The sequence below is a fragment of the uncultured Leifsonia sp. genome, from assembly GCF_945957465.1.
Taxonomy (GTDB): Bacteria; Actinomycetota; Actinomycetes; order Actinomycetales; family Microbacteriaceae; genus Leifsonia.
Genome location: NZ_CAMFLC010000029.1, coordinates 1 through 25651, shown reverse-complemented (window position 1 = coordinate 25651; position 25651 = coordinate 1). Strand labels below are relative to the sequence as shown.

Sequence of the window (25651 nt, the reverse complement as noted above, 5' to 3'; positions counted from 1 at the left end):
GTTTCAGCGGCCGAGGCCGTGGTAGGTCCAGCCGGCGGTGCGCCAGGTGTGGGGGTCGAGGGTGTTGCGGCCGTCGATGACGGTCCTCACTTTCACGCGGTCACCGAGTTCACGCGGATCGAGGCTCCTGAACTCGGGCCACTCCGTGATCAGAACCACGATGTCGGCGTCTCGCGCCGCCTCCATGGCGGAATCGGCGTACACGAGCTGGGGCGCGCGCCGCCGGGCGTTCGGGACGGCCTCCGGATCGGTGGCCGTCACGACCGCCCCGCCCTCGGCGAGGCGAACCGCGATGTCGAGCGCCGGCGAATCGCGGATGTCGTCCGAATGCGGCTTGAAGGCCAGGCCCAGCACCGCGACCCGGACGCCCTCGAGACCACCGGCCTCCTCACGCACCAGCTCCACGACGCGTTCGCGACGGCGCAGGTTGATCTTGTCCACCTCATCCAGGAACCGCACCGACTCGCCGTGTCCCAGTTCTCGTGCCCGCGCGCTGAAAGCGCGGATGTCTTTCGGCAGGCAGCCGCCTCCGAAACCGACGCCGGCGTTCAGGAACCGGCGGCCGATGCGGGCATCATGGCCGATGGCGTCTGCCAGCTGTGTCACGTCGGCGCCCGTCACCTCCGCGATCTCGGCCATCGCATTGATGAACGAGATCTTGGTCGCCAGGAACGCATTGGCCGCGACCTTCACCAGCTCCGCCGTCGCGTAATCGGTCACCACCACCGGTGTCCCGGCCGCGACCGCCGACGCATACACCTCATCCAGCACCCGCACGGCGCGTTCCCCACGCGGACCTGCCGGGACGCCGTACACGAGCCGGTCGGGGCTGACCGTGTCCTGCACCGCGAAGCCTTCCCGCAAGAACTCCGGATTCCAGGCCAGGGTCGCGCCCGGGACTCGCTCCTCCACGAGCTCGGCGAGCCGTCCCGCGGTGCCGACCGGCACCGTGCTCTTGCCCACGATCACCTCACCCGGGGCCACATGCTCCAACAGCGACGCGAACGCCGCGTCCACGAACCGCAGATCCGCCGCATCCGACCCCGCCGACTGCGGCGTCCCCACCGCCACGAAATGCACCTGCGCACCCGCCACTGCCGCGAAATCCGTCGTGAACGACAACCGGCCACTACCCAACGCCGACGCCAACACCCCCGGCAGACCCGGCTCGAAGAACGGCGCACGCCCCTCCGACAACGCCGCGATCTTGGCCTCGTCGACGTCCACACCCACCACCGTGTGACCCAGATCCGCCATCGCCGCAGCATGCACCGCACCCAGATAACCCACGCCGATCACCGAGATCCTCACGAATCGTTCTCCTCTGTCTGTCTTGGACGGCTCGTGGTTCGTCGGCTGCTCGAGTGTCAGGCTGTTCGGGCCGAAGCGGATCCGCGGAGGACCTCGTCGAACGGTGCCGGTGCGGGTGCCGCTCGATGTCAGGGGAGGCACCCGCACCACTCGCCGCCGGAGGGGATGATGGTGGCAGCGGGCTGACCGCGGCGATTCCCGAATCTCGTCGCGATGTGTGAAATTCTGTGCGCTAGTGGCGGTTCGCCGCAACGTCCTGAAGGGCAATTCACCCACCGGCGGGCCGAAGATCACCCCCCCTCCCGAAATGCACGCGTTGCATGTATTTCACCTCCGCCTCGCCTCGGCACTCACCCGATCCGTCGCTACCGTGGGCCGGACGTTCGGGGACCGAGGCGGATCGAGGTGCTCCACGACCCGACTCTTCGAACGGCCGAGGAACTCATCAGAGACGGTTGGAGAGACCGATGAACAAACTCACCAAAGGGTTGATCGCCGGTGGCGCCGGGTTGGCGCTGCTGATCGGATCGGCCGGCACGCTGGCCCTGTGGAACGACGCAGCCACTCTCGACGCGGGCGCGGTCGACTCCGGTGTGCTGACCGTGGACGCGACGGGCGGCGCATGGGACAACTCCATCACTGCCTGGTCGCCCGGCGACACGGCCACCTACACCGCCGATGTGTCGATCGTCGCGCAGGGCGACAACCTGCACTCCCAGCTCTCGATCGACCCGTCGTCGATCACCGGCGACCCGGAGCTGCTCGCGGCACTGCAGATCACGATGACCGTCGGCACGACGTCAGGCGGCACCCTCACCCCCGTCGCCGGTGTGCCCAACACCTTCGACGTCGTCTCCGCCGCTCCCACGACCACGGCCCCGATCACCGCGCCCGTGACCGTGACCGTCACATTCCCGCCGGATTCCGTCACCGGGACCGTGGCCCAAGGGCAGTCCGTTCAGCTCAGCGGACTCCAGTTCCTGCTGCAGCAGACCCCCTGACGGCAGCGCGATCGAGTGACGCTCGACGGAAGGGGTGACGATGAGGGCACACAAGGCGGCGCGGTCTGCGTTACCCCTCGCCGTCCTGATCGCGTCGCTCGCGCTCGTTGCAGGGCTCAGCGTCGGGGGAAGCTACGCGCTCTGGAACGGAGACGCACCGATCTCAGGGACGCAGATCCGTTCCGGGACCCTGACCGCAACGGTCGCGGTCGGCGATACAGGCTCGCCGACCGCGACCTCCGCCGCATTCGACCCGGCCGCGTTCGACGGAATGCTGCCGGGCGAGACGCGTTCGGCGACGCTCACGGTGGGCAACGTCGGCACGACGCCCTTCGCCGTGGCCGCCTTCGTGGATGCCGCGTCGGCGGCGAATCCGTACGTGTCGTGGGCCCTGGCGCCCGGGGCCTGCGCGGCGCCGGCCGGCGCCGCGGTCCCGCTCGGCTCGACTCCGCAGAACGTCGGGGGTCCCCTGACCGCGAGCACCTTCGCGTCGTTCTGCCTGACGGTCGACCTGAATCCCGACGTCCCCGCTGCGGCGGCCGGTACCACCATCGCCGATTTCACGCTCCTCCTCGATGCGAATCAGTACCGACCATGACCATGAGACGGCGCATGCGAGCGCACGGCGAGGCCGCCCCCTCCGCGGTGGCGCCCGGACACCCGGGCGGCAGCTGATGGCCGCCCTCACCGCCGCGGTCGTGCTCGCCCTCGCCGGAACCGCCGGTTTCTCCCCCCTCGCCGTGGCTCCCGCCTCGCCGTCCCCGGCAGCGGAGGTATACGTCCTGACAGCGCAGTCGGACAGCGTCGTGCGGACCTCGCATCCGCTCTTCGACGGCTCGATCCTCGTGCCGCGGACGAGCGCTCACGATCGCTTCGCGGTCCAGAACGCTTCGGGGGGCATCGCGTATCTCCGTGTGGCGCTGACGTCCGTCGACGTCCCCGACGAGGCTCTGCGTCGCTCTCTTTCGCTCACGGTCTCGACGCCGCGGGGATCCGGACCGACGGTGCCGCTCGATGCCTCCGGCGCGTGCACGACCCTGCTCGACCCGCAGCCGGTGGCCGCGGGCGCCGCCGTCGACGTCGACGGCGGCGCTGTCCGTGGGCGATCTGAACGGGACCACCGGCCAGGCGGCGCCGATCGGCTTCTCGATCCTGGTGGTTCTGGACGCCGATCCGCTCGGCGCCGGATGCGACAGAGGGGGGTCCGGTGACGGCGACGCCGGCGCGGCTCCGCCGTCGGCCGGCGGGCGTCCTGGAGCGCCACCGCTGGCCGCAACGGGATCCGACGTCATGGCCGCCGTCGGGATCGCGGCAGCGCTCGGTGTCGCCGGGGCCGCGCTCGTGGCGCGCGCTCACGGAGCTCGGCGGCGCACCCGCCGCCGCGCACGAGACGAGGGATGAGTGATGACCACGGTGAGCATCGCGCACCGACGTCGATCGACCGGGACGCGCCCGCCGGGCCGCGTGGCGCGGATCGCCCGCGCGGTCGGGACGGTCGTCACCGCCGCACTGCTCATCCTGGTCTGCGGGCTGCTCGTGGTGACCGTCGTCGTCCCCATCGCGACGGGGTCGAACACCTACACGGTGCTGACCCGGTCCATGGAGCCCGGCCTGCCGCCCGGCACCCTCCTGGTCGTGCGTCCCGCCGGCGCGGGCGGCCTCCACGTCGGTGACGTGGTGACGTACCAGCTCCGATCCGGCGAGCCCGATGTCGTCACCCACCGCATCGTCCGCGTCGAAACGAGTTCGGACGGGACCACGCGATACGTCACCCGGGGCGACGCCAATGCGGTCGCCGATGCGGCACCGGTGCGGGCGGAGCAGGTGCGCGGGCGGGTCTGGTATGCCGTTCCGGGCGTCGGATGGCTCGCGATCCTGAAGAACAGCACCTCGCTGCAGCCCTGGCTGATCGGGATCGGAGCGCTCCTGATCCTGTACTCCCTGCTCTCGATCGTCTCGTGGGTGCGGAACGCACGGCGCGGCAACTCTGCGCCCGTCGCCCACCGTGAGACGTACATTCCGCTCTAGCCGGTCGCGCGCGCGCGACTCGTCGTCGGCGCCCCCTTTCCGCCCAGCGGGCCAGCGGGTGAGCGCACAGGTGACAATAATGAACGCCACGTATGATCTCTACCATATTACACACATACGTTGGGTGATTCAGCGGATGAAGACCCCCGAACGCGGGCCGCGAAGACCACCGAGATGGTCTTCCGCTGAGCGGTATCCCTCGCGATCGGCCTGGGATCATCGCACATGCGCTCCGGCGGCGCGCCCGACCGATCGGGGGACGGGTGGAGACCGGAACCGAGCATGAGGGGGAGACACGGGATGAGTCAGAGAAGGGTCGCCGCGAGACAGCTGCGCGTTACGTTCCGCGCGGTAGCCGGATCGTACGCAGTGACACCCAGCCGAAGGAGTCCAGCATGACCACCACGCACCTGCACGAGACGCGCACCGGCCAGCCGGAGAACGGAGCGGAGCCGTCGCGGCTTCCGCGCCTGTCGCGCTACACCATCGAGCGGCCCGAGCTCTTCGAGCGACTCGACCGAGCCCTGCGCGAGCAGGCGACCATCGTCCGGGCCCCCGCGGGCTATGGGAAGACGTCGCTGGTCCGCAAATGGCTCGACCGCGAGGGCGGCGCGAGGCGGGCGGCCGCCACGTGGATCGACCTCGACCTCGTCAGCACGGGCCTCCCCGGTTTCTGGGAGGCCGTCCGTCGGGCGTTCGACCCCCGCGAGGAATCCGCGTTCTGGGATGCGGACCCGCTCGCCGCGGCGCAGGAGGGCGTCGGCCGGAGCGTCGGCACCGTCGTTCTCGTCCTCGACGGCTACACGCGCGAGTGGGACGGGCTGCTCTCGGGCGAGCTGGTCCAGCTGCTCCGTCGTACCCCGAACCTGCATCTCATGGTCCTGACGCGTGCCCTGACCACCTTCGAAGCCCCTGCTCTCGCCGCGGTGCTCGACCTCGTCATCGTGCAGAACGACGATCTCGCCTTCGCACGGCACGAGCTCGACGAAGTCGTTCGGCTTCTCGGGGCCGACGTCGAGCCGCGCGTGCTCGACCACGTGTGGAAGCGCAGCCGCGGCTGGCCGCTCGCGGCGCGCGCGATGATCCGCGTCTTCGACGATCCGCGTGCGGTCATGCCCGAGGCGGTCGTGGCACGGGCGCTGGAGGACATCTCCGAGACAGTGGTCTCCGAGTTGCTGTCGCACGCGACGATCGGAGCGGACGAGAGGACCGCGCTGCAGCGCGCGGCCGTCGCGCCGTACCTCGCGCCGCACATCGTCGCGCGCATCGAGCCGGATGGAGCCGACGACGGCGCGCTCCTCGTCGCGGAGTCCGCCGGTCTCGGCATGTGGACGTACGCGCGGGGCCAGGGGCGTCTGGTCTACGAGCTCCTCGACCCGGTGCGCGCGCTCCTCCGCTCCCAGCTCGAGGTCGAGTCGCCCGGTGAGGGCGATCGGCTCGCGGGCGAGCTTCTCGACGTCCTCGAGGCGAACGGCGACCCGATCACCGCATTGCGGCAGGCGCTGCGGGGCAGCGACATCGTGGCGGCCGAGACGATCCTGGCTCGCAACTGGACGTCCGCGTTCACCGAGGAGGCCGACGACTACCTGGAGGAGCTCGGCTCCCTCGATCTCGGGGCGCTGCGGTCCTCGGTCATCCTGCTGACGGTGACCGGGCTGCTCCGCGAGAACGTCGGAGGCGACCCGCTGGGAGCCCTCGACTACTACCACGCGGCGGCCGAGCCGCAGGCACTGCGCGGTCGCCGGCTGGAGCCGGTGCGGCAGTACTGGACGGACCTCACGAGCATGATCGCGCTTCGCAAGGTGGGACGGCTCTCCCAGGCCGACGAATTCCTGTCGTCGTTGTCGTCCCCCGACGTCTCCGTGGCCCAGCCGCCCCTCGCCTGGCTCGAGATCGGCCTCACCCAGCTGCGGCTCGGCCGCGACCAGGAGGCGGCGACGGCGTTCGAGCGAGCCGCCGCCGGGGCCGGCGCCGATCCGAACCTCCACGCCTACTCCTCGGGCGCTGCCGCCCTCGCCTATGCCCTGCACGGAGAGATCGACCGCGCGCAGGCGGTGGCGGCTCGGCTGGAGGCGTATGCCGGAGGGGACCACACCCTGCGGTCCAGCGCCTTCATCCCCGTGGCCGTCGCCTCACGGTTGATCGTCACGGAGGCGCAGCCGGGCGACGAGAGCGACCCGACCACTCCCTGGAGCGGCCTCGAGGCCGATCTCGGCGAGCTGCACAGCTACTCGGCCTACGCGTCGGCGCTGCGCGCACTCGCGGCCGGCGAGCTGGAGCAGGCACAGCAGGTCATCGACGCGGAGCTGCTCAGCAAGTCCCCGCACACGCCGAGCAACAGCGAACGGGCACGATTCGTCGCTCTCGAGGCCGACCTCCTGATGTCGCAGGGCAACCTGGTCGCCGCGCAGAAGCTGATCAAGTCGTTCCCGGACGGCACGAACGCCCTGCGGCCCGTGTCCGCTCGCCTTCTGCTGATGTTCCGCGAGTACCGCAGCGCCCAGCTGCTGGCCGAGGCGGTGCTCGGGGACGGCGCGGGCCCACGCACCCGGGTCGAGATGCTGCTCGTGCAGGCCGAGGCGTTGCAGCGACTCAAGAGCGCCCGGGCGGCGACCATCCGGGTGAACGCCCGTCAGGTCGCCGAGGCCAACAACCTGCTCACGCCGTTCGTGCTGACGATCGCCGGCCATTCGACGCCGTCGCTCGCGGTGTCGTCGGACGCCGTCGACGACAACCCTGCCGAGACCGCGCTGGCCAAGGTCAAGCCGCTCTTCTCGGAGGCCGCGATGGCCGCGCAACTCACGCAGCGCGAGCGCATCGTGCTCGACCGCCTGCAGTCGACGGCGAGCCTGGAGTACATCGCGAGGTCCCTGGTCGTCTCCATCAACACGGTGAAGACCCAGACGCGGAGCATCTATCGCAAGCTCGGAGCCAACTCGCGCGACGAGGCCGTCCGCATCGCCTACGACCTGGGGCTCCTGAGGCCCCGGCTCCCGCTCGGACGCACTCGTTACGAGGGTGACGACCGGATCGCCTGATCCGGTCAGGAGGGAACGGCCGCATGTTCGGGAATCTCTTCAGCGGATGGCACATCGTCATCCTCGTGGCTCTGGTGCTGCTGTTGTTCGGCGCCACCAAGCTCCCCGCCCTGGCGAAAGGGCTCGGCGAGTCGCTTCGGATCCTCCGCACGGAGACTCGGAAGCCGGCGAACGGGCAGTCGGACGAACAGGCGGCGGACCCGGCGTCCGATCCGGCGGGTGATCCACCGGCCGCTCCGGCCGTCGGGGAGACCGGCAGCGCGGCCGCCGGCGAGACCGGCAGCGCGGCCGCTGGCGAGACCGGCCGCGAGACCGCTGGCGAGACCGGTGACGGCACGCCGGGCGAGGCCGGAGCGGACCCGGCTCAGCGCGACTGACGCACCGGCGCCGCACTCACGATCTGGATCAGGGCGGCGCGCAGGGCAGCGGGGTCGTCGACCTGGGGGAAGACCTCGTCCTCCAAGCCGCGTACCGCTTCGAAGGCCGTCCGACCGCGCGGCGTGATCGCGACGATGTGGCGCCGTCGGTCGGTGGGGTCCGGTGCGCGGGTGACGAGCCCCTCGCGCTCGAGCCGGTCGACGGTGCGCGACATGGTCTGCGCCTCCACCTGGGCGGCCCGCGCGAGATCGCTCTGCGAGCTGAAACCGAGCTCCACGAAGTGCAGGACGATCAGTCCGGCGTGGGTGAGCCCGCGGGCCTCCAGGGCTTCGGACCATGCTCGCTCGACGGCGCGGGATGCGGCCCCGAGAAGGCGCCCGAGGGGCCAGTTGCCGGGCTCGTGCTCGTTCCGGTCCGCGTCGGGCGTGGTGGAGTCCGGCGACTCGGGGTCGCGGTCGGCCCGCCCGGGTTGCGCGCCACCGGGCGTGCGGCCGGGCCGCCCGCCGTCGGTGCTCGCCACCCGCGCCACGGTGCGCCCTAGTCGGTTCCGGCGTCGAAGGCGGCGCCCTCGGACGAGGCGTCGATCTCGCGGGACAGCGCATCGTCGGCCGCGCTGACGTCGAGCTCCAGGATGGAGCGCGCGCTGCCCTCCTGCAGTTCGCCGACGAGCTCGCCGGTCGGTCCGCCGATCAGCCCGGCCGCGGCGTACTGCTCGAGGCGCGAGCGGGAGTCGGCGATGTCGAGGTTGCGCATCGTCAGCTGGCCGATGCGATCGGACGGTCCGAACGCCGCATTGCCCACGCGCTCCATCGACAGCTTGTCGGGGTGGTAGCTGAGCGCCGGACCGGTGGTGTCGAGGATCGTGTAGTCGTCGCCGCGGCGCAGCCGCAGCGTGACCTCGCCCGTGATCGCCGAGCCCACCCAGCGCTGCAGCGACTCGCGCAGCATCAGCGACTGCGGGTCGAGCCAGCGGCCCTCGTACATGAGGCGGCCGAGCCGGCGCCCCTCGTTGTGGTAGTTCGCGACGGTGTCCTCATTGTGGATCGCGTTGAGCAAGCGCTCGTAGGCGATGTGCAGGAGGGCCATTCCCGGCGCCTCGTAGATGCCGCGGCTCTTCGCCTCGATGATGCGGTTCTCGATCTGGTCGGACGCGCCCAGGCCGTGGCGGCCGCCGATCGCGTTGGCCTCGAGCACCAGCGCCACCGGGTCGCTGAACTCCACACCGTTGAGGGCGACGGGGCGGCCGGCGTCGAACCGCACCGACACGGTCTCCGGGGTGACCTCCACGTCTTCGCGCCAGGCGGCGACGCCCATGATCGGATCGACGATGTCGAGCCCGGCGTCGAGTTCTTCGAGGCGCTTGGCCTCGTGGGTGGCGCCCCAGATGTTGGCGTCGGTCGAGTACGCCTTCTCGCTCGGGTCGCGATAGGGGAAGCCGCGGGCGACGAGCCACTCGCTCATCTCGGTGCGACCGCCCAGCTCCTCGACGAACGCGGTGTCGAGCCACGGCTTGTAGATGCGCAGACGCGGGTTGGCGACGAGGCCGTAGCGGTAGAACCGCTCGATGTCGTTGCCCTTGTACGTGGAGCCGTCGCCCCAGATCTCGACGCCGTCCTCCATCATGGCGCGCACCAGCAGGACACCGGTGACCGCGCGACCGAGGGGGGTGGTGTTGAAGTAGGTCTTGCCGCCGGAGCGGATGTGGAAGGCGCCGCACTGCAGCGCGATCAGCCCCTCTTCGACCAGGGCGCGCTTCGCGTCGACCAGGCGGGCGATCTCGGCGCCGTACTCCGTGGCGCGGCCGGGGACCTCGTCGATGTTCGGCTCGTCGTACTGCCCGATGTCGGCGGTGTAGGTGCAGGGCACGGCGCCCTTCTCGCGCATCCAGGCGACCGCGCAGGAGGTGTCGAGACCTCCCGAGAACGCGATGCCGACTCGCTCACCGACCGGAAGACTGCTCAAGACCTTGGACACGGCTTCCAGCTTAGTGCGGGCGCGCCGCAGTGTTTCGCGGGTCTGGGAGGGCGGTCGCTCAGTGCCCGGAGCCCAGGCCCGGGTGCACGCCGGCCCGGAAGCCGGCGGCGGCCACGAGTCGGGTGAGCGTCGCGATCAGGGCGGCGCGCTCATCCGCGTCGAACGGTGCGAGCAGCGCCTCCTCCTGCTCGTCGGCGAGCCGGTCGCCCGCGGCGAGAACCTCCCGCGCCGAGGGTGTGAGGTGGATGGCGTAGGCGCGGCGGTCGTCGGGGTGACGGCGGCGTTCGACCAGACCTCTGACTTCCAGGTCGTCGATCAGTCCGACCATCGAGTTGCGGTGCAGGCCGAGGGCCGTGGCCAGCTCCTGCTGCGTGCGGCCCTCCTGCCGGGCGAGCTGCGCGAGCACGCCGAAGCGGTTCGGCGTGATGCCCAGCGGGGCGGCCGGTGCCCGAGCGCTAACCGCGCCCGTCCGACGACATCGCCGGGCACTCGCCGCCCGCGCGGGTGGCCGGCTCGAAGTGCCAGGGCTCGTTCGCGTAGGTCTGGCAGAGCCCCCACTCGGAGCCGAACCGGTTGAGGAAGTCCATAGCGTCCGCCGTGCCGACGTCCACGGCGCGTCCGGAGACGTGCGACGAGTCCGCTCCCCGCTTCACCCAGCGCTCGGCCTCCTCTTCGCTCCCGTATTTCTGCACGGCCCGCGCGAACAGGTACTCCTGGTAGCGCAGGGAGCGCCAGCCGTCCACGATCGTGATCGTCGTGCCGTGCTCGGCGACGGCGACCCGGTCGGCGGCGCGCAGGGCCTCCAGGAGCTGCGGGTCGAGCCGCTAGACGGCGGGCAGCCCGCTGTCCAGCGTGAGCGACGTGCCGTCGGGGATGTACCCGTCGTCGTCGGTGAGCTGCGCGGAGTCGGTCGGCACCGGCTCGACACCGACGCCCGCCGATGCGGCGGTGCAGCCCGTCAGGGCGACGAGAGCGGCCAGCGCGAGCGCTCCGGCGAGCAGGGGGCGACGTGCGGGAGCGGAGCGAGGGGGAAGCATGCTTCCACGGTCGCAGCCGCCCCCGCGATCGTCCTCGGCCTTCGGAGGTAATCGCATCGGTCGCGAGGCTGATGCTGCCGTACGCGCCCCACGCGGCGCCGCGGCGCGCACCCCGCCGCCGTGCGCCCCAAGCATCTCGACATTCGTCACGAATGTCGACATTCGTGCCACGAATCATGAGATTCGTCACTAATCCCAACGGGGCTGGGGCGCCAGCGTGTGCGAGGTGCCTCGGCGGGGCGCAGCGGAGATTCGGCACGAATGTCGACATTCGTGCCACGAATCGGGGGATTCGTGACGAATGTCGGCGGGGCGCGGCGCCGTTCTAGGTGAGCCGCGGCGTGCGCGGGGGTTCGGTGCGCCGCCGGCCGGTCGCCTCGAACGCCGCCGCCAGGGTCAGCAGCGCTGCGTCGTCGTAGGCCCGGCCCGCGAACGTCAGCCCGACCGGCATCCCGATGTCGGCCATCGTGCCCATGGGCACCGTCACGGTGGGGATGCCGAGATGCCGCGGCACCAGGTTGCCGTTGGACACCCAGACGCCGTTGCGCCAGCCCAGGTCGGCGGAGGCGGGGTTCACGTCCATGTCGGCCGGTCCCACGTCGGCGGCGGCCGGGAAGACGACCGCGTCCACGCCCAGCGCGTCCATCCACTCCTCCAGGTCGACCCGGCGGGTCTCCTCGAGGCCGCGGACGCCGTCGGCCAGTTCCGGGATGGCGGTGAGCGTCGTTCCGGGGTGCTCGCGCACCCAGGCCGGGTACTCGGCGATGTCGTCGTCGAAGCCGTCGTAGCGGTCGGGAAGCGCGCCGGGCGGCGCGGGGAAGATCCGCGCACCGTCGACGTCGGCGAGCGTGTTCAGCGCGGGGTCGCCGTTGGCGGCGAGGAAGTCGTCCCACGCCCACGCGGAGAGGTCGATGATCTCGCGCCGCAGGTACGCCGGCGTGACGAGGCCGCGGGAGGCGATCGTCGGAGCGCCGGGACGGTCGCCCTCATAGTTGGAGACCACGGGGAAGTCGGTCTCGACCACCTCGGCGCCTGCCGCCTCCAGGTCGCGCCGGGCGGCCTCCCACAGCGCGATGACGGACGCGCGCGTCTCGATGCGGCGACCGGTCGGGCCGCCGATGCCGCCGTCCTCCGCCGTTCCCGCGTCGTCGTCGCGGTTGATGTACATGCGCGGCACGGCGATGCGCTTGCCGGCGAGAGCGCTGCCGGCGTCGCCGGGCGCGAGCGCCGGGTACGACGCCGGACGCAACCGCGACGCGGGCGGGATCGGCACCCACGGCTGGGCGCGCCAGAAGTCGCCGCGGGTCTCGCTGTCGTCGGCGACGATGACGTCGAGCACCTCGAGCAGGTCGGCCATCGTGCGGGTGTGCGGCACGACGACGTCCATGGTCGGCACGAGCGGCCAGTTGCCGCGCACCGAGATCACTCCCCGCGACGGCGTGTACGCGCACAGGGCGTTGTTGGAGGCCGGGGCGCGGCCGGACGACCAGGTCTCCTCCCCGAGCCCGAACGCCGCGAAGCTGGCGGCGGTGGCGGTGCCGGAGCCGTTCGACGATCCCGAGCCGAACGCGGCCGTCAGATAGTCGCCGTTGTACGGGCTCTCGGCGCGGCCGTACACGCCGCGCTGCATCCCGCCGTTCGCCATCGGCGGCATGTTGGTGAGGCCGAGGAGGATCGCGCCGCCGGCGCGGAGCCGCCCGATCGTGAACGCGTCGCGCTGCGCGACCAGGTGCTCGAACGCCGGGGACCCGGCGGCGGCCGTGAGCCCCTGCGCCAGGTAACTGTCTTTGGCGGTGTACGGGATGCCGTCGAGCGGGCCCAGGGTCTCACCGCGGGCCCGGCGTTCGTCGGAGGCCGCGGCCTCCTCGCGGGCCCGCGGATTGCGCACGACCACGGCGTTGAGAGCGGGCCCTGCGGAGTCGTACGCGTCGATCCGGGCGAGGTAGGCGTCGACCAGCTCGGCGCTGGTCGTCTCGCCGGCCTCCAGCGCTCGCCGCAATTCGGCGATGCCGGTCTCGACGACGTCGAAGCGGGTCATCGCGCGACCGCCGGCTGCTGCTGGGTGATGCAGTGGATGCCGCCGCCGCGGGCGAAGATCGGACGCGAGTCCACCATGCTGACCCGGCGGCCCGGATAGGCGGCCTCGAGGATCTCGGTCGCCTCGGCGTCCGCACGCTCCTCGCCGAAGCCGCACGCGATGACGCCGTCGTTGACGACCAGGTGGTTCACATAGCTCCAGTCGACGAAGCCCTCCTCGTCGCGCAGGGTCGCCGGCGCGGGGAGCTCGACGATCTCCCACGAGCGCCCGGCGGCGTCGGTCGTGCCCGAGAGGAACGCCTTCAACTCCCGCGAGACCTCGAAGTCGGGGTGCTCCGGGTTGCGCTGCGTGTGCAGCAGCAGGCGGCCGGGCGAGGGGATGGTGGCGACGATGTCGACGTGGCCGTTCGTGCCGAAGTCGTCGTAGTCGCGGGTGAGGCCCCGGGGGAGCCAGACCGCGTGCGTGGCCCCGATCGTCCGCGCGAGCTCGGCCTCCACGCGTGCCTTGTCGGCGTAGGGGTTGCGGCGCGGGTCGAGCTGGACCGTCTCGGTGAGCAGCACGGTGCCGTCGCCGTCGACGTGGATGCCGCCGCCCTCGTTGACGAGGACCGAGCTGATCAGCTCGGCGCCGGTGCGCTCGGCGACGTAGCGGGCGATCTCGGCCGACTTGCGCCACTCCGACCAGGCCGGGTCGCCCCAGCCGTTGAAGCTCCAGTCGACCGCGCCGAGTACCCCGGGACGCTCATCGTCCACGACGAAGGTGGGACCGAAGTCGCGCATCCAGAACTCGTCGAGCGGCGCCTCCACCTGCTCGACGTGCGACCCGAGCAGGCGGGCGGCGCGCTCGCGCTCGCTGGGGTCGACCACCATCGTCACGGGCTCGAACTCGGCGACGGCGTGGGCGACGGCGGTCCAGGCGGCGTACGCCTCGTCGGCCGAGGCCGCGTCGTCGCCGAGGGTGATGCCGGCGCGCGGGAAGGCCATCCAGGTGCGCTCGTGCTGTGCGGTCTCGGCGGGCATGCGCCAGGTCATGTGAACCTCCGGGCTCTATTGATCGGATGATCAATAAATACCTATACTGGACCCACGATGTCAAGAGCAGCCCGCAAACCGCCCGCCGAGCGCCGCGCCGAACTGGCCGCCGCCGCCCGCGCGCTCGCGCTCGACGAAGGCCTCGCCGCGGTGACGCTGCGGGCGGTCGCGGCGCGCGCCGGAGTGACGCCGGCGCTGGTCGCGCACTACCACGAGTCGATGGACGGGCTCGTCGCCGAGACGTTCGTGAGCGTGGTCACGGCCGAGATCGCCGAGGTGCGGGCGCTCCTGGCGGCCCAGGCGCACCCGGTCGAACGGCTGAGAGCCCTGGTCGGCACCCTCCTCGACGGATCGCGCGACGACGTGACCGTGATCTGGGTGGAGGCGTTCGCGCTCGGCCGCCGCAACGCCGTGCTGGGGGCGGCGGTGCGCGGTCAGATGGACGCCTGGAGCGAGGTGATCGAGAGCGTCATCGAGGGCGGCGTGGCCTCGGGCGACTTCCGGGCCCACGACCCGCAGGCCGTCGCCTGGCAGCTCCTCGGCATGATCGACGGCCTCAACGCCCAAGCGCTCGTGCGCTGGGGCGGCGCGGCCGACCGCGGTTCGTTGCTCGCCCACGCACTGGAGGGCATGCTCGGACTGGCCGTGGGCGCACTCACCCCCGCATGACCTGCGTCGTCGGCGCGCCCGTGCTGCAGGTCACGCCACCCAGGCGGTGAGCTCGGCCAAAAACTCCTCCGGCTTCTCGATGTGCGGCGAGTGGCCGCAGTCCTCGAAGACGACCTCGCGGGTCACGCCGCCCTGCGCCCGGTACGCACCGAGCACGCCCCGGATCTGGGCGAGCATCGGCTGCGGGGGAGCGACCTCCTCGCCCGGCCAGCCGGGGACGACCCCGGCCGCTCCCAGCTGGTTGAGGTCGAAGAACGACGCGTCGTTGACGATCGCGTCGAGCGCGCCGTGGATCCAGAGGATCGGCGGCTTGGTGTCGAGATCGACGATGCCTGAGGTGTCGAAGTAGGTCGGCGCCATCGTGTTGAGCACACCGCGCGTCCCCGGCGCGAAGCCCGGCCACTGCTCGGACGGCTTCGCGTCGCCCGGATAGTTGTCCTCGCCGGTCGCGGTGGACAGCATCGACTCGACCCAGATGTCCTCGTACTCGGTCGTGAAGCCGGGCGCGACGTACGCCGCGCGATAGACCGCGCGCGGCGACGTCGGAGACTCCGCGCCCGTGTCGCCCGCCGCGAGGCGGGCGACGAAGTCAGGGTTCGCCCCGCCGCCGCCGGTGCCGGACGCGTCGGCGTTCAGGAGGCTGCCGTCGCTCGCCGTGCCGCCGAAACCGTACGGGGACACCGTCGAGACGAGCGTGAGGCTGCGCACCAGGTCGGGACGGTCGAGGAGGAGCCGCATGACCACGCCGCCGCCCATGCTCCAGCCGACCAGGTGCACGGCCCCGGTCCCGAGCTCGTCGAGGACGGCGGCGACATCGTCGGCGAAGTCGCCGACACCGCGGGTGGCGTCGACCGGCAGGGTCTCGCTGTCGCCGAAGCCTCGGAGGTCGACCGCGAGGGCGCGTGCGCCCGGCGGGAGTGCGAGCATCAGCGGCTGCCAGAACAGCGACGACGAGACGTTGCCGTGCACGAACACGATCGTCGTGCCGGAGTCGTCCGGTTCTGCCGCGCGCTCCAGCACGTTCGCGGTGTAGCGGGTGGTGGGGATGCTGCGGGCGGCGATGCCGGGGAGCAGTGTTCCCGTCACGAGGGCCTCCTTCGGGTCAGGGCCGATGCGGTTCGGTGTGCGGTTCGGAGTGGAAGTGGGGATGCGGAGGGAAGCCGCCCGGCAGGTGCGGCTTCAGCTGGCGGACGCCGGCCTCCGTCATCACGATCGTGTAGTGGTTCACGTCGTCGGCTTCGTAGGCCTCGAACCACGGCAGCCGCCCGCGCCACTCGGCGACCTCCTCGGGCCGGTAGAGCGGGTCGGCGTCGAGCAGCCCGCGCGGCGCGCGCACGAACGCGATCGGCAGGGTCAGCCCGGCGAGCGCCTCCGCGTAGCCGCCGCTGCCGTCCAGCTCGAGCGCGTTGACGGACATGGCCTCTTCTGAGACGCTCGACCGCAGCGCGGGCGGCGTTCCGACGAGGTCGTAGCGGGCGTACTGCTCGATCGCGTCGTTCCACCAGGGGCCGAGGGCGGGATGCCGGCGCCAGAAGGCGAGGTAGTCCTCCACGCTCGCGAAGGTCATCCGCAGCCGGTCGCGCGCCGGCCCGAGATCGGCCGTGCCGGTCACGGGGAGTCCGCCGTCGACGAGGACCAGGCGTTCCACCCGGTCGGGGTGCCGCGCGGCGAGCCACACCGCGACGAACCCGCCCATCGAGTGGCCGGCGACCACGGCGCGCTCGATGCCGAGCTCGTCCATCATGCGCGCGACGTCGTCGGCGTGGCCGGCCATCCCGTACGGTCCGGGGAGCTCGCCGCTGCGCCCGCGGCCGCGCAGGTCGGGAGCGACGACGCGCACGCCTGGGAGTGCATCGGCGACGAGCGACCACGAGAGGTGGTTCGCGGTGATCCCGTGGATGCCGACCAGCGGCATCCCGTCGGCATCGGCGTGCCACTGGCCGCCCGCGAGGTCGCCGCCGGCCACGGGGACGCGGAAAGGAGCCGGGGCACGCACCGGTCCGGTGTCGCTCACCGCGCGCTCCAGCCGCCGTCGATCGTGTAGCTCGCGCCCGTGACCATGCGCGAGCCCTCCCCGGCCAACCAGAGGGCGAGCCCGGCGACCTCCTCCGGTTCGACCAGGCTCTTGATCGCGGGTTCGGTGAGCATGATCTTCTCGACCACCTCGTCCTCCGGGATGCCGTGCACGCGCGCCTGGTCCGCGATCTGCTTCTCGACGAGCGGCGTGCGCACGTAGCTCGGCTCGATGCAGTTGGAGGTGACGCCGTGTGCGGCGCCCTCGAGCGCGGTGACCTTCGACAGCCCCTCGAGCCCGTGCTTGGCCGCGACGTATGCCGACTTGAACTCCGACGCCCGGATCCCGTGCACGCTCGAGATGTTGATGATGCGCCCGAAGCCGCGCTCGTACATGCCGGGCAGCGCCGCGCGGATCAGCAGGAACGGCGATTCGAGCATGATCCGCAGGATGAGGGCGAAGCTCTCGGGCTCGAACTCGGGGATGGGGCGCACATGCTGGAGCCCGGCGTTGTTGACGAGGATGTCGGTGTCGAGCCGGAGGTCGCCCAGCGGTCCGGTCTGCGACAGGTCGACCTCCCACGCCTCCCCGCCCAGCCGGGCGGCGACAGCGCGCGCAGCCTCTCCGTTCAGATCGGCGATCGTGACGTGGGCGCCCGCGTTCGCGAACGCCTCGGCGCACGCGAGACCGATCCCGCTGGCTCCGCCGGTGATGAGCGCCCTGCGCCCCGAGAGTTCCGCCATCGGCTGCTTCCTTCCCGGGCGCGCCCGCCCACACCCGCACCCTACCCGCGGGGCGTCTCCGCGCGAAAGGATCCGTCGCCGAGGGGCACGCAAACGCCCCTAAAACCAGGTTTTAGGGGCGTTTGCGTGCCCCTCGACGGAAGGCGCCGAAGGGGGGAAGGGTCAGGCGAGCTCGGCGGGAGCGGGAGCCGAGACCGAGACGCGCACGAGGCGGCCGTCGGCCGGCGTGACCGCGTGCGTCGGGCCCGCCACCGCGATGGCCGCGACCGTCTCGCGCTGCGCGCACGACGGGCCGACCCACAGCTCCACGTCTCCGGGCTCCACGATGCGCACGCCGTCGCGGCCGGTGAAGGCCAGCCGGGCCGTCGGGACCTGGAAGGCGATGACGGCCTCCTCGCCCGGCTCCAGCACGACGCGGGCGTAGCCGAGCAGCTGGGCGACCGGACGCGTCACGCTGGCGAACACGTCGCGCGCGTAGAGCTGCACCAGGTCGGTGCCCGCGCGGTCACCGGTGTTGCGGACGGTCACGCGCGCCTCGAATTCGGCGCCGGCGGCGACCGTCGCGTCGGCCTCCAGTCCGCTGCGCTCGAACGTCGTGTAGCTCAGGCCGTGCCCGAACGGCAGCACGGGCGTGCTGTCGGCGCTCGTCACGTCAGACGGGCCGCCCAGCAGCGGGTGGAGGTACGAGTACGGCTGGGCGCCGGCCGACCGCGGCAGCGAGACGGGGAGGTGGCCCGAGGGAGCGACGCGTCCGGAGAGCACCGCGGCGATCGCGCGGCCGCCCTCCTCGCCGGGGAAGAAGGCCTGCAGCACGGCGGCCGGGGCGTCCAGGCCTTCCACCGCCCAGTCGATCGCGTACGGCCGGCCGGAGAGCACGACCACGACGGTGGGCGTGCCGGTGCGGACGACCGCCTCCACCAGCTCGCGCTGCACGCCGGGCAGTTCCAGGCTCTCGACGTCGTTGCCCTCGCCGACCGTGCCGCGGCCGAAGAGACCCGCGCGGTCGCCCACGACGACGACGGCCACGTCGGCGTCGGCGGCGGCGCTCACGGCGGTGACGATGCCGGAACGGTCGTCGCCTTCGACATCGCAGCCGCGGGCGTGCACCAGCTCGGCGGCCGGGAACTCCTCGCGCAGTCCCGCCAGGATCGAGGGCAGCTCGAAGCCGAGCGGCACCTCCGGGTGATGGGCGAGCACATGGTTCGCGAACGAGTAGCAGCCCATGAGCGCTTCCGCCGCGTCGGAATTGGGCCCGACGACGGCGATCCGCGCGGCGGCGCTGTCCCCCTCGAGGGGCAGCGTGCCGTCGTTGGTGAGCAGCACGAGCGATTCCTCGGCGAGCCGCAGCGCGAGCGCGCGGTGTGCGGGGGAGTCCAGGTCGACCGAAGCCGGCGGAGTGTCGAAGGTCTCGTCGAGCAGACCGAGCTCCTCCTTCTGCGCGAGCAGCCGCAGCACCGCCCGGTCGACGAGCGCCTCGTCGGCGAGGCCGGCGCGGATGCGGTCGGCGAGCGGTGCGAGGAACGCGTCACCCGTCGGCAGCTCGACATCGATGCCCGCGGCCAGGGCCAGCTCCGCGGCCTCGCCGCGGTCGGCCGCGATGCGGTGCATGGTGTGCAGGAAGGCGACCGAGAAGTAGTCGGCCACGACGGTCCCGTCGAAGCCCCACTCGTCGCGGAGCACGCCGGTGAGATATTCGGGGTTCGCCGCGACGGGCACCCCGTCGATCTCGGCGTACGAGTTCATCACCGAGCGCACGCCGCCGTCGCGGATCGCCATCTCGAACGGCGGCAGCAGCACATCCCGCACCTCGCGCGTCCCGGCGTGCACCGGTGCGTGGTTGCGGCCCGCCTGCGATGCCGAGTAGCCGACGAAGTGCTTGAGCGTCGCGTGCACCCCGGACGACTGCAGGCCGCGGACGTACGCGGTTCCGATCGTCCCGACCACGTACGGGTCCTCTGCGATGCACTCGTCCACCCGGCCCCAGCGCGGGTCGCGGATCACGTCGAGCACCGGGGCGAGGCCCTGGTGGATGCCGAGCTCGCGCATGGACGCCCCGATCGCGGCGCCCACCTCCTCCACCAGCGCGGGATCGAATGCGGCGCCCCAGGCCAGGGGCGTCGGGAAGGTCGCTGCCTTCCACGCCGCCAGCCCGGTCAGGCACTCCTCGTGCACCAGCGCGGGGATGCCGAGACGGGTCTGCTCCCGCAGGCGGCGCTGCTCCGACCACAGCCAGCTCGCGCGCTCCACCGGGTCGACCGGGCGGGTGCCGTAGACGCGGGTCAGATGCCCGATCCCGGCCGCCGTCGCCTCTGCGTACGTCTGACCCGTCGTCATCTCGCCGTCGAGCGGCGCGACGTTGTCGTCGCCCTTGTCGACCCAGTAGCCGACGATCTGCGCGAGCTTCTCTTCGAGCGTCATCTCGCTCAGCAGGCGGCGGACCCGCTCGGATACGGCCGGGAGGTTGTCAGTAGTCATGCTTCTTTCCTGCGTACGGGATGTCCGACGGGCGCGGGACGCGCTCAGCCCTTGACCGCGCCGGTCAGACCGCCGACGATGCGGCGCTCGAACAGGCTGAAGAAGATCAGGGCCGGGATCATCGAGAGGGAGGTGAAGGCCAGCACCTTCGAGGTGTCCGTCGCGTACTGCGACGAGAACGCCTGAACGCCCAGCGGGAGGGTGAACGTGGCCTGGTCGTTGAGGATGAACAAGGGCAGCAGGTAGCTGTTCCAGCTGGCGATGAACGCCAGGATCCCCACGGTGATGACACCGGGCAGCGACAGCCGCAGCACCATCCGGAAGAAGAAGCCCAGGCGGCTGCAGCCGTCGATGAACGCGGCCTCCTGGATCTCGTCGGGGATCGCCCGCAGGAACGGCACCAGGATGATGATCGTCGTCGGCAGGGCGAACGCGATCTGGGGGATGATGACGCCGGCGAGCGAGTTCATCAGGCCGAGGTTGCGCACGACGATGTAGAGCGGCGTGATGGCGACCGTGATCGGGAACATCAGCCCGGCGGCGAACAGCGCATACAGGAAGCCGTTGGCGCGGAACGGGTAGCGGGCGAGCACGTAACTGGCCATCAGACCGAGTGCGACGGCGCCGACGGTCGTGACCAGCGCGACGATCGTCGAGTTCAGCACCTGGCCCCAGAACACTCCTCCGGTGAGGACGTTCACGTAGTTCGCCGGGTTCCACGGGTTCGGGAAGCCGGCCGGATCGACCGTGATCTGCGAGTTGGTGCGGAATCCGCCGATGATGATGTACGCGATCGGCACGATCATCAGCGCGATGACGATCAGCGCGATGAAGTAGACGGCCGGAGAACCCCACGGCAGGGCCTTGCGCTCGGCCTTGCGCGCGGAGCGCGAGCGACGGGTGGAGGGGGCGGTGAGAGTGGTCATCACGCCGTCCTTTCTTGAGCGGCCCTGTTGCGGCGGCCCTTGCGCTCGGCGTTCTTGGCGGTCGTGACGGCTCCCGCGGTGTCGCGGCGGAGGACGAAGCGCTGGTAGACGAGGGCGACGATCAGGGAGATGAGGAAGATCACGACGGCGACCGCGTTGCCGTAGCCGAAGTTGCCGGCGTTGCGGCCGTTGGCCACCATGTAGGTCGCCATCGTCGAGGTGCCGGCGGTGGAGGCCACGTACTGGCCCCAGATGATGTAGACGAGGTCGAACAGCTGCAGTGCGCCGATGATCGAGAGGAACGCCCAGATGCGCAGGGTCGGGCCGAGCAGCGGGAGGGTGATCCTGCGCTGGATCTGCCAGTACGACGCGCCGTCGAGGGCGGCGGCCTCGTACAGCTCCTCCGGGATGCCCTGCAGGCCGGCGAGGAAGAGGATGACGGCGAAGCCGACGTACTTCCAGGTCAGGATGCCCATCAGGGTCCAGATGGCGATGTTCGGGTCGGACAGCCAGTCGTGGGCCCATGAGCCCAGGCCGACGTTGTGCAGGAAGCCGTTGAGCGCGCCGTTGGTGGCGAGCATCAGGCTCCAGCCGGTGCCGACCACGACCTCCGAGATGACATAGGGCACGAAGATCAGCACGCGGATGATCGACTGGCCCTTCATCCGCCGGTTGAGCAGGAGCGCCAGGAGGATGGCGATCGGGCCCTGGATGACGATCGACATCACGACGATGAAGGCGTTGTGGCCGAGGGCCGCCAGGAAGGCGGGGTCGGTGAGGATGACGGCGTAGTTCTGGAGGCCGACGAAGTCGGTGGGCGTACCGTAGCCCGCCCAGCGGAAGAAGCCGTAGTAAGCGGCCATCACGACGGGGAAGATGACGAACGCCAGGAAGACGATGACGGCGGGGCCGGCCAGGAGGAGGATCTCGGCGCGGAGGCCCCAGCCCGCGCCGCGGCGGCGGCGCGGCTGCGACGGGAGCGACGCGGCTGCGCCGCTCCCGTCGTGCTGCGCGAGATCCGCCGTCGACGCGTGCACGGTCGAGGTTGACTCGCGGGTGTTGCTCACAGTGCGGCCTCTCAGCCCTTCTTCGCGGCGTCGTTCGCGGCCTGGATCATGCCCTTGGCGTCGGTCTTGCCGGCGAGCATGTCGACCACGGCGACGTTCAGCGCGTTGCCGATGTTCTGGCCGAGGACCGTGTCGAGCCACTGCGAGACGTACGGAGCCTTGTTGTAGGCGGACAGCACTTCCTTCAGGTAGGGCTCGGTGACCTGCTTCTGCGCCTCGGTGTTGACCGGCGGAGAGTTGAAGGCCTTGTAGTAGTTGATCTGCTGCGGCGTGGTGGCGATGAAGTTGAGGAAGTCGGCGCACTCCTTCGGAGCCTTCACCGAGCAGGAGTAGCCGTCGACGCCGCCCATGATCGAGCCGGGCTCACCCTTGCCGCCGGACAGCTCCGGGAAGGGGTAGAAGCCGAGGTCGGGCAGGGGCTTCTGGTCGGGCGTGAGCGAGGCGATCACTCCCGGGTCCCAGGCGCCCATGAGCTCCATCGCGGCCTTGTGGTTGGCCACCAGACCGGCCGACGAGCCGGCGCCCTGCTGGGCGGAGGTGGTCAGGAAGCCGTCGTTGAACGGCTTCTGCGCGGCGAAGTCCTGGAGGTCTTGAGCGGCCTTCGTCCAGCACGGGTCGCTGAAGCTCTTCGAGTCGGCGGTCTTCTCCATGGTGGCAGGGGCGCACTCGCGAAGCGCGAACCAGTAGAACCAGTGCGCGGCGGGCCAGGCGTCCTTGGCGCCGAGGGCGATCGGGGCGACGCCCGTGGCCTTCAGCTTCTGCACGTCGGAGCTGAGGTCGTCGATGGTCTTGGGAGCCTCGGTGATCCCGGCCGCCTTGAAGAGGTCCTGGCTGTAGAACAGGCCGCCGGGCAGGACCGCGAGCGGCATCGCCCACACCTTGTCCTGGTAGGTCTCCGCCTTGAACGAGCCGGCGGAGATGACCTTCTTGGTGTCGGAGGACACCTTGTCGGTGAGGTCCATCAGCTGGCCGGCCTGCACCATGGCGGCCATCTTGCCGCCGCCGCGCTGCAGGAAGATGTCGGGGGCGTCACCCGAGTTCAGCGCCGTCTGGAGCTTGCCGTCGAGGTCCTCGTTCTGGATCGACTGCATCTTGATGGTGACGTTGGGGTTCTTCTTCTCGAACGCCGCGATCGCGTCCTTCCAGTACTGCTGGCCGGGCCCCGTGGTGGAGTTCTGCCAGAGCGACATGGTGACTTTGCCGTTGCTTGAGCTGTCGTTGGTGCCGCTGCAGGCAGTGAGTGCGAGCGAGCCGGCGGCCAGGACAGCTGCTCCGATGAGGAGCTTCTTGGCTTTCATGTGATTCCAACCTGTTCTCTTCGTTGAGCGGCATCCACGTGTTCGTCGATGCCCGGTGACAGGAGTCCGCGCGGGTTGTTCGGACGGGCGAAGCCTCTCGCCGTCGCCGATCTGCGGACTCGTCGGGGTCCGGGAGGCTGACCGGACCGTGTCAGTGTCGCAAGCGCTTCTGACGGGTGTCAAACGTTTTCGAAATCCTTTTCGAAATCCTTTTCCAGGTTGCTATGCTGCTCGGTCATGGGACGACGACCAACCATCAACGACGTGGCCGAGGCGGCCGGTGTGTCCGCCGCGACCGTGTCGAAGGCGGTCAACGGCCGCTACGGCGTGGCCTCCCACACGGCCGAGCGCGTCCTCCAGGTCGTGGAGGAGCTCGGCTACGAGTCCAGCCTGGTCGCCAGCAGCATGCGCTCGCGGCAGACGGGCGTGATCGGGGTGCTGGTCGCCGACTTCGAGCCCTTCAGCGCGGAGGTGCTCAAGGGCGTCGGGGCGGCGCTCGCCGAGTCCCGCTACGACCTCCTCGCCTACAGCGGCTCCCGCCAGCTCGCGCAGGAAGGCTGGGAGCGGCGGTCGCTCAGCCGCTTGAGCGGAACCCTCATCGACGGCGTCATCATGGTGACACCGACGGTCGTCAACGCCAACGCCGACGTCCCGATCGTGGCGGTCGACCCGCACACCGGCCGCGCCGACCTGCCCACGGTGGAGTCGGACAGCTTCGGCGGGGCGCGCAGCGCCGTCGACTTCCTGATCGGCCTCGGCCACCGGCGCATCGGCTTCGTGGCCGGCCGGCCGGACCTCCGCTCGTCGGCGGCCCGCGACGCCGGCTACCGCCGCGCACTCGCCGAGGCCGGCATCCCGTACGACCCCGCCATCGTGGGCGTCGGCAATTACGAGCAGGAGAGCGCACGGGAGGCCGCCCGGCGGCTGCTGGCCGCCCCCGAGCGCCCGAGCGCGATCTTCGCAGCCAACGATCTCTCGGCGATCGTCGTGATCGAGGTCGCGCACGAGCTCGGGCTGGAGGTGCCCCGCGACCTCTCGGTGGTGGGCTTCGACGACATCCCGGAGGCATCGCGGTTCTCGACGCCGCTGACCACCGTGCGCCAGCCGATGGGGCGGCTCGGCGCCGCGGCTGCGGAGCTGGTCGTCGCGCTGATGTCGGGCGAGACGCCCGATCCGACGCACGTCCGCCTCCCGACGCGCCTGGTCCGCCGCGCGAGCACGGCACCGCCGGCGTAGCGCGGGTGGGATGGCTCTTCCCCTCCGCCGAAGGGCGCCTTAATGTCCCTATAGCGCCGTTTTGAGGGCGCCTACGCGCCCTTCGACGCCGGGCGCTGTGGATAACTCCGGGAGCGGTGCCTCCGGTCTGGCAGGGTGGCGCGCATGGCACGACAGCGCAGCCCACTTCCACCGCACCTCCTCGACTCCGCGTTCACCGTCACAGCCGCGACCGCGGGCGGCGTGGGGCGCAAGCGGCTCCGCGGAGGCGATCTGCTGACTCCCGTGCGCGGAACGCGCGTCTCGGTGGAGGCGGACGGACTCATCGCGCGCTGCCGTGCCTACGCACTGCACCGGCCCCTCGACTTCGCGTTCAGCCACACCACCGCGGCGCTGCTCTACGGTGTGCCGCTGCCCGGCGTCGGCGACCTCATCCACGTCACGGTCCGCGCCCCGGCTCGCGCGCCCGCCATCCGCGGGTACGTCGGCCACAAGCTCTCGCGCTGGGAGACCCGGACGGTCCACGGTCTGCCGGTGACGACCCCCGAGCAGACCTGGCTCGACCTCGCCCAGCTGCTCGGTCGCGATGCGCTGGTGGTCGCAGGCGACTTCCTCGTCGGTGGCGAGACTCCTCTCAGCGATCGCCTCGCGCTGGCGCGCGCCATCGCCGCCGCGCCGGGCCGCCGGGGCATCGGCCGGGCCCGCGAGGCGATCGGATCGATCAGGCACGGAGCCGAATCACCCGGCGAGTCGCGGTTGCGACTGCTGCTCGCCGATGCCGGACTCCCCGTGCCACTGCTCAATCACGAACTGCGCGATGCGTCCGGAGCGTTCGTCGCCCGCATCGACCTCGCGTACCCGCACGCGCGCGTCGCCCTCGAGTATGAAGGCGACGTCCATCGTGTCGACCGTCAGACCTGGCAGAAGGACATCCGCCGCCGCGAACGGGTGGAGGATCTCGGCTGGAGGATGATCCGCGTGACCGCAGACGACCTCCGCACTCCGGCCGAGCTGATCCGTCGGGTCGGGAGGCTCGTCCCAGGCCGCGAAAACATGCCCCCGCGTGGGATGTAGCGGCGTCGAAGACGCCCGGCAGCGCTCCTCGCGCCGAGCCGCCGCCTGAGGGGCCCCGGGGGCCCGCCGAGGGGCCGCCGAAGGACCGCTCGAGGGGCCCGCGAGGGGCACCCGAGGGGCACGCAAACGCCCCTAAAGTGCCGTTATAAGGGCATTTCGGCGCCCTTCGGCGCCCCTTCGCTCGAAATCGGCGCCACGCGGCCCATGGCAACCGACATGACGGCCGAGGGGGCGCCGAAGGCCGAGCGAAGGGCGCATGAGGCGCCGCCGAGGGGTGCGCGAGGGGTGCGCGAGGGGTGCGCGAGGGGTGCGCGAGGGGTGCGCGAGGGGTGCG

General features: G+C 71.3%; 24 protein-coding genes. 9 read left to right on the top strand and 15 right to left on the bottom strand.

Going from position 1 to position 25651, the window contains the following annotated elements; all coding sequences use genetic code 11:
* Positions 1-3 precede the first annotated feature (3 nt).
* Positions 4-1311, bottom strand: a complete 1308-nt coding sequence (locus Q0Q23_RS13265) for a UDP-glucose/GDP-mannose dehydrogenase family protein (RefSeq protein WP_295124578.1) — start codon at positions 1309-1311, stop codon at positions 4-6.
* A 467-nt stretch (positions 1312-1778) separates the two neighbouring features.
* Between Q0Q23_RS13265 and Q0Q23_RS13260 the strand changes: the two genes are divergently transcribed.
* The 6 genes from Q0Q23_RS13260 (at position 1779) to Q0Q23_RS13235 (ending at position 7755) form a co-directional block, all read left to right on the top strand.
* The gene (locus Q0Q23_RS13260) at positions 1779-2312 is read left to right on the top strand and encodes an alternate-type signal peptide domain-containing protein (protein WP_295124575.1); all 534 of its coding nucleotides are present in this window, start codon (positions 1779-1781) and stop codon (positions 2310-2312) included.
* 40 nt (positions 2313-2352) lie between these two features.
* Entirely contained in the window at positions 2353-2910 is a 558-nt protein-coding gene (locus Q0Q23_RS13255) for a hypothetical protein (protein WP_295124572.1), read from the top strand.
* A gap of 500 nt (positions 2911-3410) precedes the next feature.
* Positions 3411-3713 carry a hypothetical protein gene (locus tag Q0Q23_RS13250; protein WP_295124569.1) on the top strand — a complete coding sequence of 101 codons (303 nt, stop codon included), beginning with the start codon at positions 3411-3413 and terminating at the stop codon, positions 3711-3713.
* Positions 3714-3716: 3 nt separating this feature from the next.
* Positions 3717-4340 (top strand): signal peptidase I, encoded by a 624-nt coding sequence (locus Q0Q23_RS13245; protein WP_295124565.1) that lies wholly within the window; start codon positions 3717-3719, stop codon positions 4338-4340.
* Positions 4341-4735: 395 nt separating this feature from the next.
* Complete coding sequence (locus Q0Q23_RS13240) at positions 4736-7378, top strand: LuxR C-terminal-related transcriptional regulator (RefSeq protein ID WP_295124562.1); 2643 nt, start codon at positions 4736-4738, stop codon at positions 7376-7378.
* Between the two features lie 23 nt (positions 7379-7401).
* On the top strand, positions 7402-7755 hold the full coding sequence (locus tag Q0Q23_RS13235) for a twin-arginine translocase TatA/TatE family subunit (RefSeq protein WP_295124559.1): 354 nt from the start codon (positions 7402-7404) through the stop codon (positions 7753-7755).
* Here the strand turns inward: Q0Q23_RS13235 and Q0Q23_RS13230 are convergent.
* The 7 genes from Q0Q23_RS13230 to Q0Q23_RS13200 form a co-directional block, all read right to left on the bottom strand.
* Positions 7743-8276 (bottom strand): MarR family winged helix-turn-helix transcriptional regulator, encoded by a 534-nt coding sequence (locus Q0Q23_RS13230; protein WP_295124556.1) that lies wholly within the window; start codon positions 8274-8276, stop codon positions 7743-7745. The two genes, Q0Q23_RS13235 and Q0Q23_RS13230, sit on opposite strands and share 13 nt — an antisense overlap.
* 17 nt (positions 8277-8293) lie before the next feature.
* On the bottom strand, positions 8294-9730 hold the full coding sequence (gene argG / locus Q0Q23_RS13225) for an argininosuccinate synthase (protein WP_295124553.1): 1437 nt from the start codon (positions 9728-9730) through the stop codon (positions 8294-8296).
* Between the two features lie 58 nt (positions 9731-9788).
* Entirely contained in the window at positions 9789-10157 is a 369-nt protein-coding gene (locus tag Q0Q23_RS13220) for a MarR family winged helix-turn-helix transcriptional regulator (RefSeq protein WP_295124653.1), read from the bottom strand.
* 28 nt (positions 10158-10185) lie between these two features.
* On the bottom strand, positions 10186-10527 hold the full coding sequence (locus Q0Q23_RS13215; protein WP_295124650.1) for a D-alanyl-D-alanine carboxypeptidase family protein: 342 nt from the start codon (positions 10525-10527) through the stop codon (positions 10186-10188).
* Positions 10528-10554: 27 nt separating this feature from the next.
* On the bottom strand, positions 10555-10767 hold the full coding sequence (locus tag Q0Q23_RS13210; protein ID WP_295124550.1) for a hypothetical protein: 213 nt from the start codon (positions 10765-10767) through the stop codon (positions 10555-10557).
* Positions 10768-11092: 325 nt separating this feature from the next.
* Positions 11093-12805, bottom strand: a complete 1713-nt coding sequence (locus Q0Q23_RS13205) for an amidase (RefSeq protein WP_295124547.1) — start codon at positions 12803-12805, stop codon at positions 11093-11095.
* Positions 12802-13836 carry an agmatine/peptidylarginine deiminase gene (locus Q0Q23_RS13200; protein WP_295124544.1) on the bottom strand — a complete coding sequence of 345 codons (1035 nt, stop codon included), beginning with the start codon at positions 13834-13836 and terminating at the stop codon, positions 12802-12804. The genes Q0Q23_RS13205 and Q0Q23_RS13200 overlap by 4 nt, the downstream gene beginning before the upstream one ends.
* Before the next feature lie 57 nt (positions 13837-13893).
* On the opposite strand from Q0Q23_RS13200, the gene Q0Q23_RS13195 reads away from it, so the two are divergent.
* Positions 13894-14505, top strand: a complete 612-nt coding sequence (locus Q0Q23_RS13195) for a TetR/AcrR family transcriptional regulator (protein WP_295124541.1) — start codon at positions 13894-13896, stop codon at positions 14503-14505.
* 30 nt (positions 14506-14535) lie between these two features.
* On the opposite strand, the gene Q0Q23_RS13190 is transcribed toward Q0Q23_RS13195, so the two are convergent.
* The 7 genes from Q0Q23_RS13190 to Q0Q23_RS13160 all read right to left on the bottom strand — a co-directional run bounded on the left by Q0Q23_RS13190 (position 14536) and on the right by Q0Q23_RS13160 (position 23028).
* Entirely contained in the window at positions 14536-15591 is a 1056-nt protein-coding gene (locus Q0Q23_RS13190) for an alpha/beta fold hydrolase (protein ID WP_295124538.1), read from the bottom strand.
* A gap of 16 nt (positions 15592-15607) precedes the next feature.
* A complete protein-coding gene (locus Q0Q23_RS13185) occupies positions 15608-16519 on the bottom strand; it encodes an alpha/beta fold hydrolase (protein WP_295124535.1) in 912 nt (303 codons plus the stop codon).
* Complete coding sequence (locus Q0Q23_RS13180; RefSeq protein ID WP_295124532.1) at positions 16516-17262, bottom strand: 3-hydroxybutyrate dehydrogenase; 747 nt, start codon at positions 17260-17262, stop codon at positions 16516-16518. The genes Q0Q23_RS13185 and Q0Q23_RS13180 overlap by 4 nt, the downstream gene beginning before the upstream one ends.
* 162 nt (positions 17263-17424) lie before the next feature.
* Positions 17425-19737: a glycoside hydrolase family 3 N-terminal domain-containing protein gene (locus Q0Q23_RS13175; protein ID WP_295124529.1), complete on the bottom strand. Its 2313-nt coding sequence runs from the start codon at positions 19735-19737 to the stop codon at positions 17425-17427.
* A 44-nt stretch (positions 19738-19781) separates the two neighbouring features.
* Complete coding sequence (locus Q0Q23_RS13170; RefSeq protein ID WP_295124526.1) at positions 19782-20663, bottom strand: carbohydrate ABC transporter permease; 882 nt, start codon at positions 20661-20663, stop codon at positions 19782-19784.
* Entirely contained in the window at positions 20663-21700 is a 1038-nt protein-coding gene (locus Q0Q23_RS13165; RefSeq protein WP_295124647.1) for a carbohydrate ABC transporter permease, read from the bottom strand. Before Q0Q23_RS13165 ends, Q0Q23_RS13170 begins: the two co-directional genes overlap by 1 nt.
* A gap of 41 nt (positions 21701-21741) precedes the next feature.
* A complete protein-coding gene (locus Q0Q23_RS13160) occupies positions 21742-23028 on the bottom strand; it encodes an ABC transporter substrate-binding protein (protein ID WP_295124523.1) in 1287 nt (428 codons plus the stop codon).
* A 237-nt stretch (positions 23029-23265) separates the two neighbouring features.
* Between Q0Q23_RS13160 and Q0Q23_RS13155 the strand changes: the two genes are divergently transcribed.
* Both Q0Q23_RS13155 and Q0Q23_RS13150 read left to right on the top strand, forming a co-directional pair.
* A complete protein-coding gene (locus Q0Q23_RS13155) occupies positions 23266-24264 on the top strand; it encodes a LacI family DNA-binding transcriptional regulator (protein WP_295124520.1) in 999 nt (332 codons plus the stop codon).
* A gap of 144 nt (positions 24265-24408) precedes the next feature.
* Positions 24409-25317, top strand: coding sequence for a hypothetical protein (locus tag Q0Q23_RS13150; RefSeq protein WP_295124517.1), 909 nt, complete (start codon positions 24409-24411; stop codon positions 25315-25317).
* The last annotated feature ends 334 nt before the right edge of the window (positions 25318-25651 follow it).

Bases quoted from the DNA above. Each gene is read 5' to 3' on its own strand.
- Q0Q23_RS13210 (WP_295124550.1), bottom strand. From the start codon at position 10,767: ATGCTTCCCCCTCGCTCCGCTCCCGCACGTCGCCCCCTGCTCGCCGGA.
- Q0Q23_RS13240 (WP_295124562.1), top strand. From the start codon at position 4,736: ATGACCACCACGCACCTGCACGAGACGCGCACCGGCCAGCCGGAGAAC.
- Q0Q23_RS13195 (WP_295124541.1), top strand. From the start codon at position 13,894: ATGTCAAGAGCAGCCCGCAAACCGCCCGCCGAGCGCCGCGCCGAACTG.
- Q0Q23_RS13155 (WP_295124520.1), top strand. From the start codon at position 23,266: ATGGGACGACGACCAACCATCAACGACGTGGCCGAGGCGGCCGGTGTG.
- Q0Q23_RS13235 (WP_295124559.1), top strand. From the start codon at position 7,402: ATGTTCGGGAATCTCTTCAGCGGATGGCACATCGTCATCCTCGTGGCT.
- Q0Q23_RS13160 (WP_295124523.1), bottom strand. From the start codon at position 23,028: ATGAAAGCCAAGAAGCTCCTCATCGGAGCAGCTGTCCTGGCCGCCGGC.
- Q0Q23_RS13170 (WP_295124526.1), bottom strand. From the start codon at position 20,663: ATGACCACTCTCACCGCCCCCTCCACCCGTCGCTCGCGCTCCGCGCGC.
- Q0Q23_RS13260 (WP_295124575.1), top strand. From the start codon at position 1,779: ATGAACAAACTCACCAAAGGGTTGATCGCCGGTGGCGCCGGGTTGGCG.
- Q0Q23_RS13245 (WP_295124565.1), top strand. From the start codon at position 3,717: ATGACCACGGTGAGCATCGCGCACCGACGTCGATCGACCGGGACGCGC.
- Q0Q23_RS13150 (WP_295124517.1), top strand. From the start codon at position 24,409: ATGGCACGACAGCGCAGCCCACTTCCACCGCACCTCCTCGACTCCGCG.
- Q0Q23_RS13200 (WP_295124544.1), bottom strand. From the start codon at position 13,836: ATGACCTGGCGCATGCCCGCCGAGACCGCACAGCACGAGCGCACCTGG.
- Q0Q23_RS13205 (WP_295124547.1), bottom strand. From the start codon at position 12,805: ATGACCCGCTTCGACGTCGTCGAGACCGGCATCGCCGAATTGCGGCGA.
- Q0Q23_RS13255 (WP_295124572.1), top strand. From the start codon at position 2,353: ATGAGGGCACACAAGGCGGCGCGGTCTGCGTTACCCCTCGCCGTCCTG.
- Q0Q23_RS13180 (WP_295124532.1), bottom strand. From the start codon at position 17,262: ATGGCGGAACTCTCGGGGCGCAGGGCGCTCATCACCGGCGGAGCCAGC.
- Q0Q23_RS13175 (WP_295124529.1), bottom strand. From the start codon at position 19,737: ATGACTACTGACAACCTCCCGGCCGTATCCGAGCGGGTCCGCCGCCTG.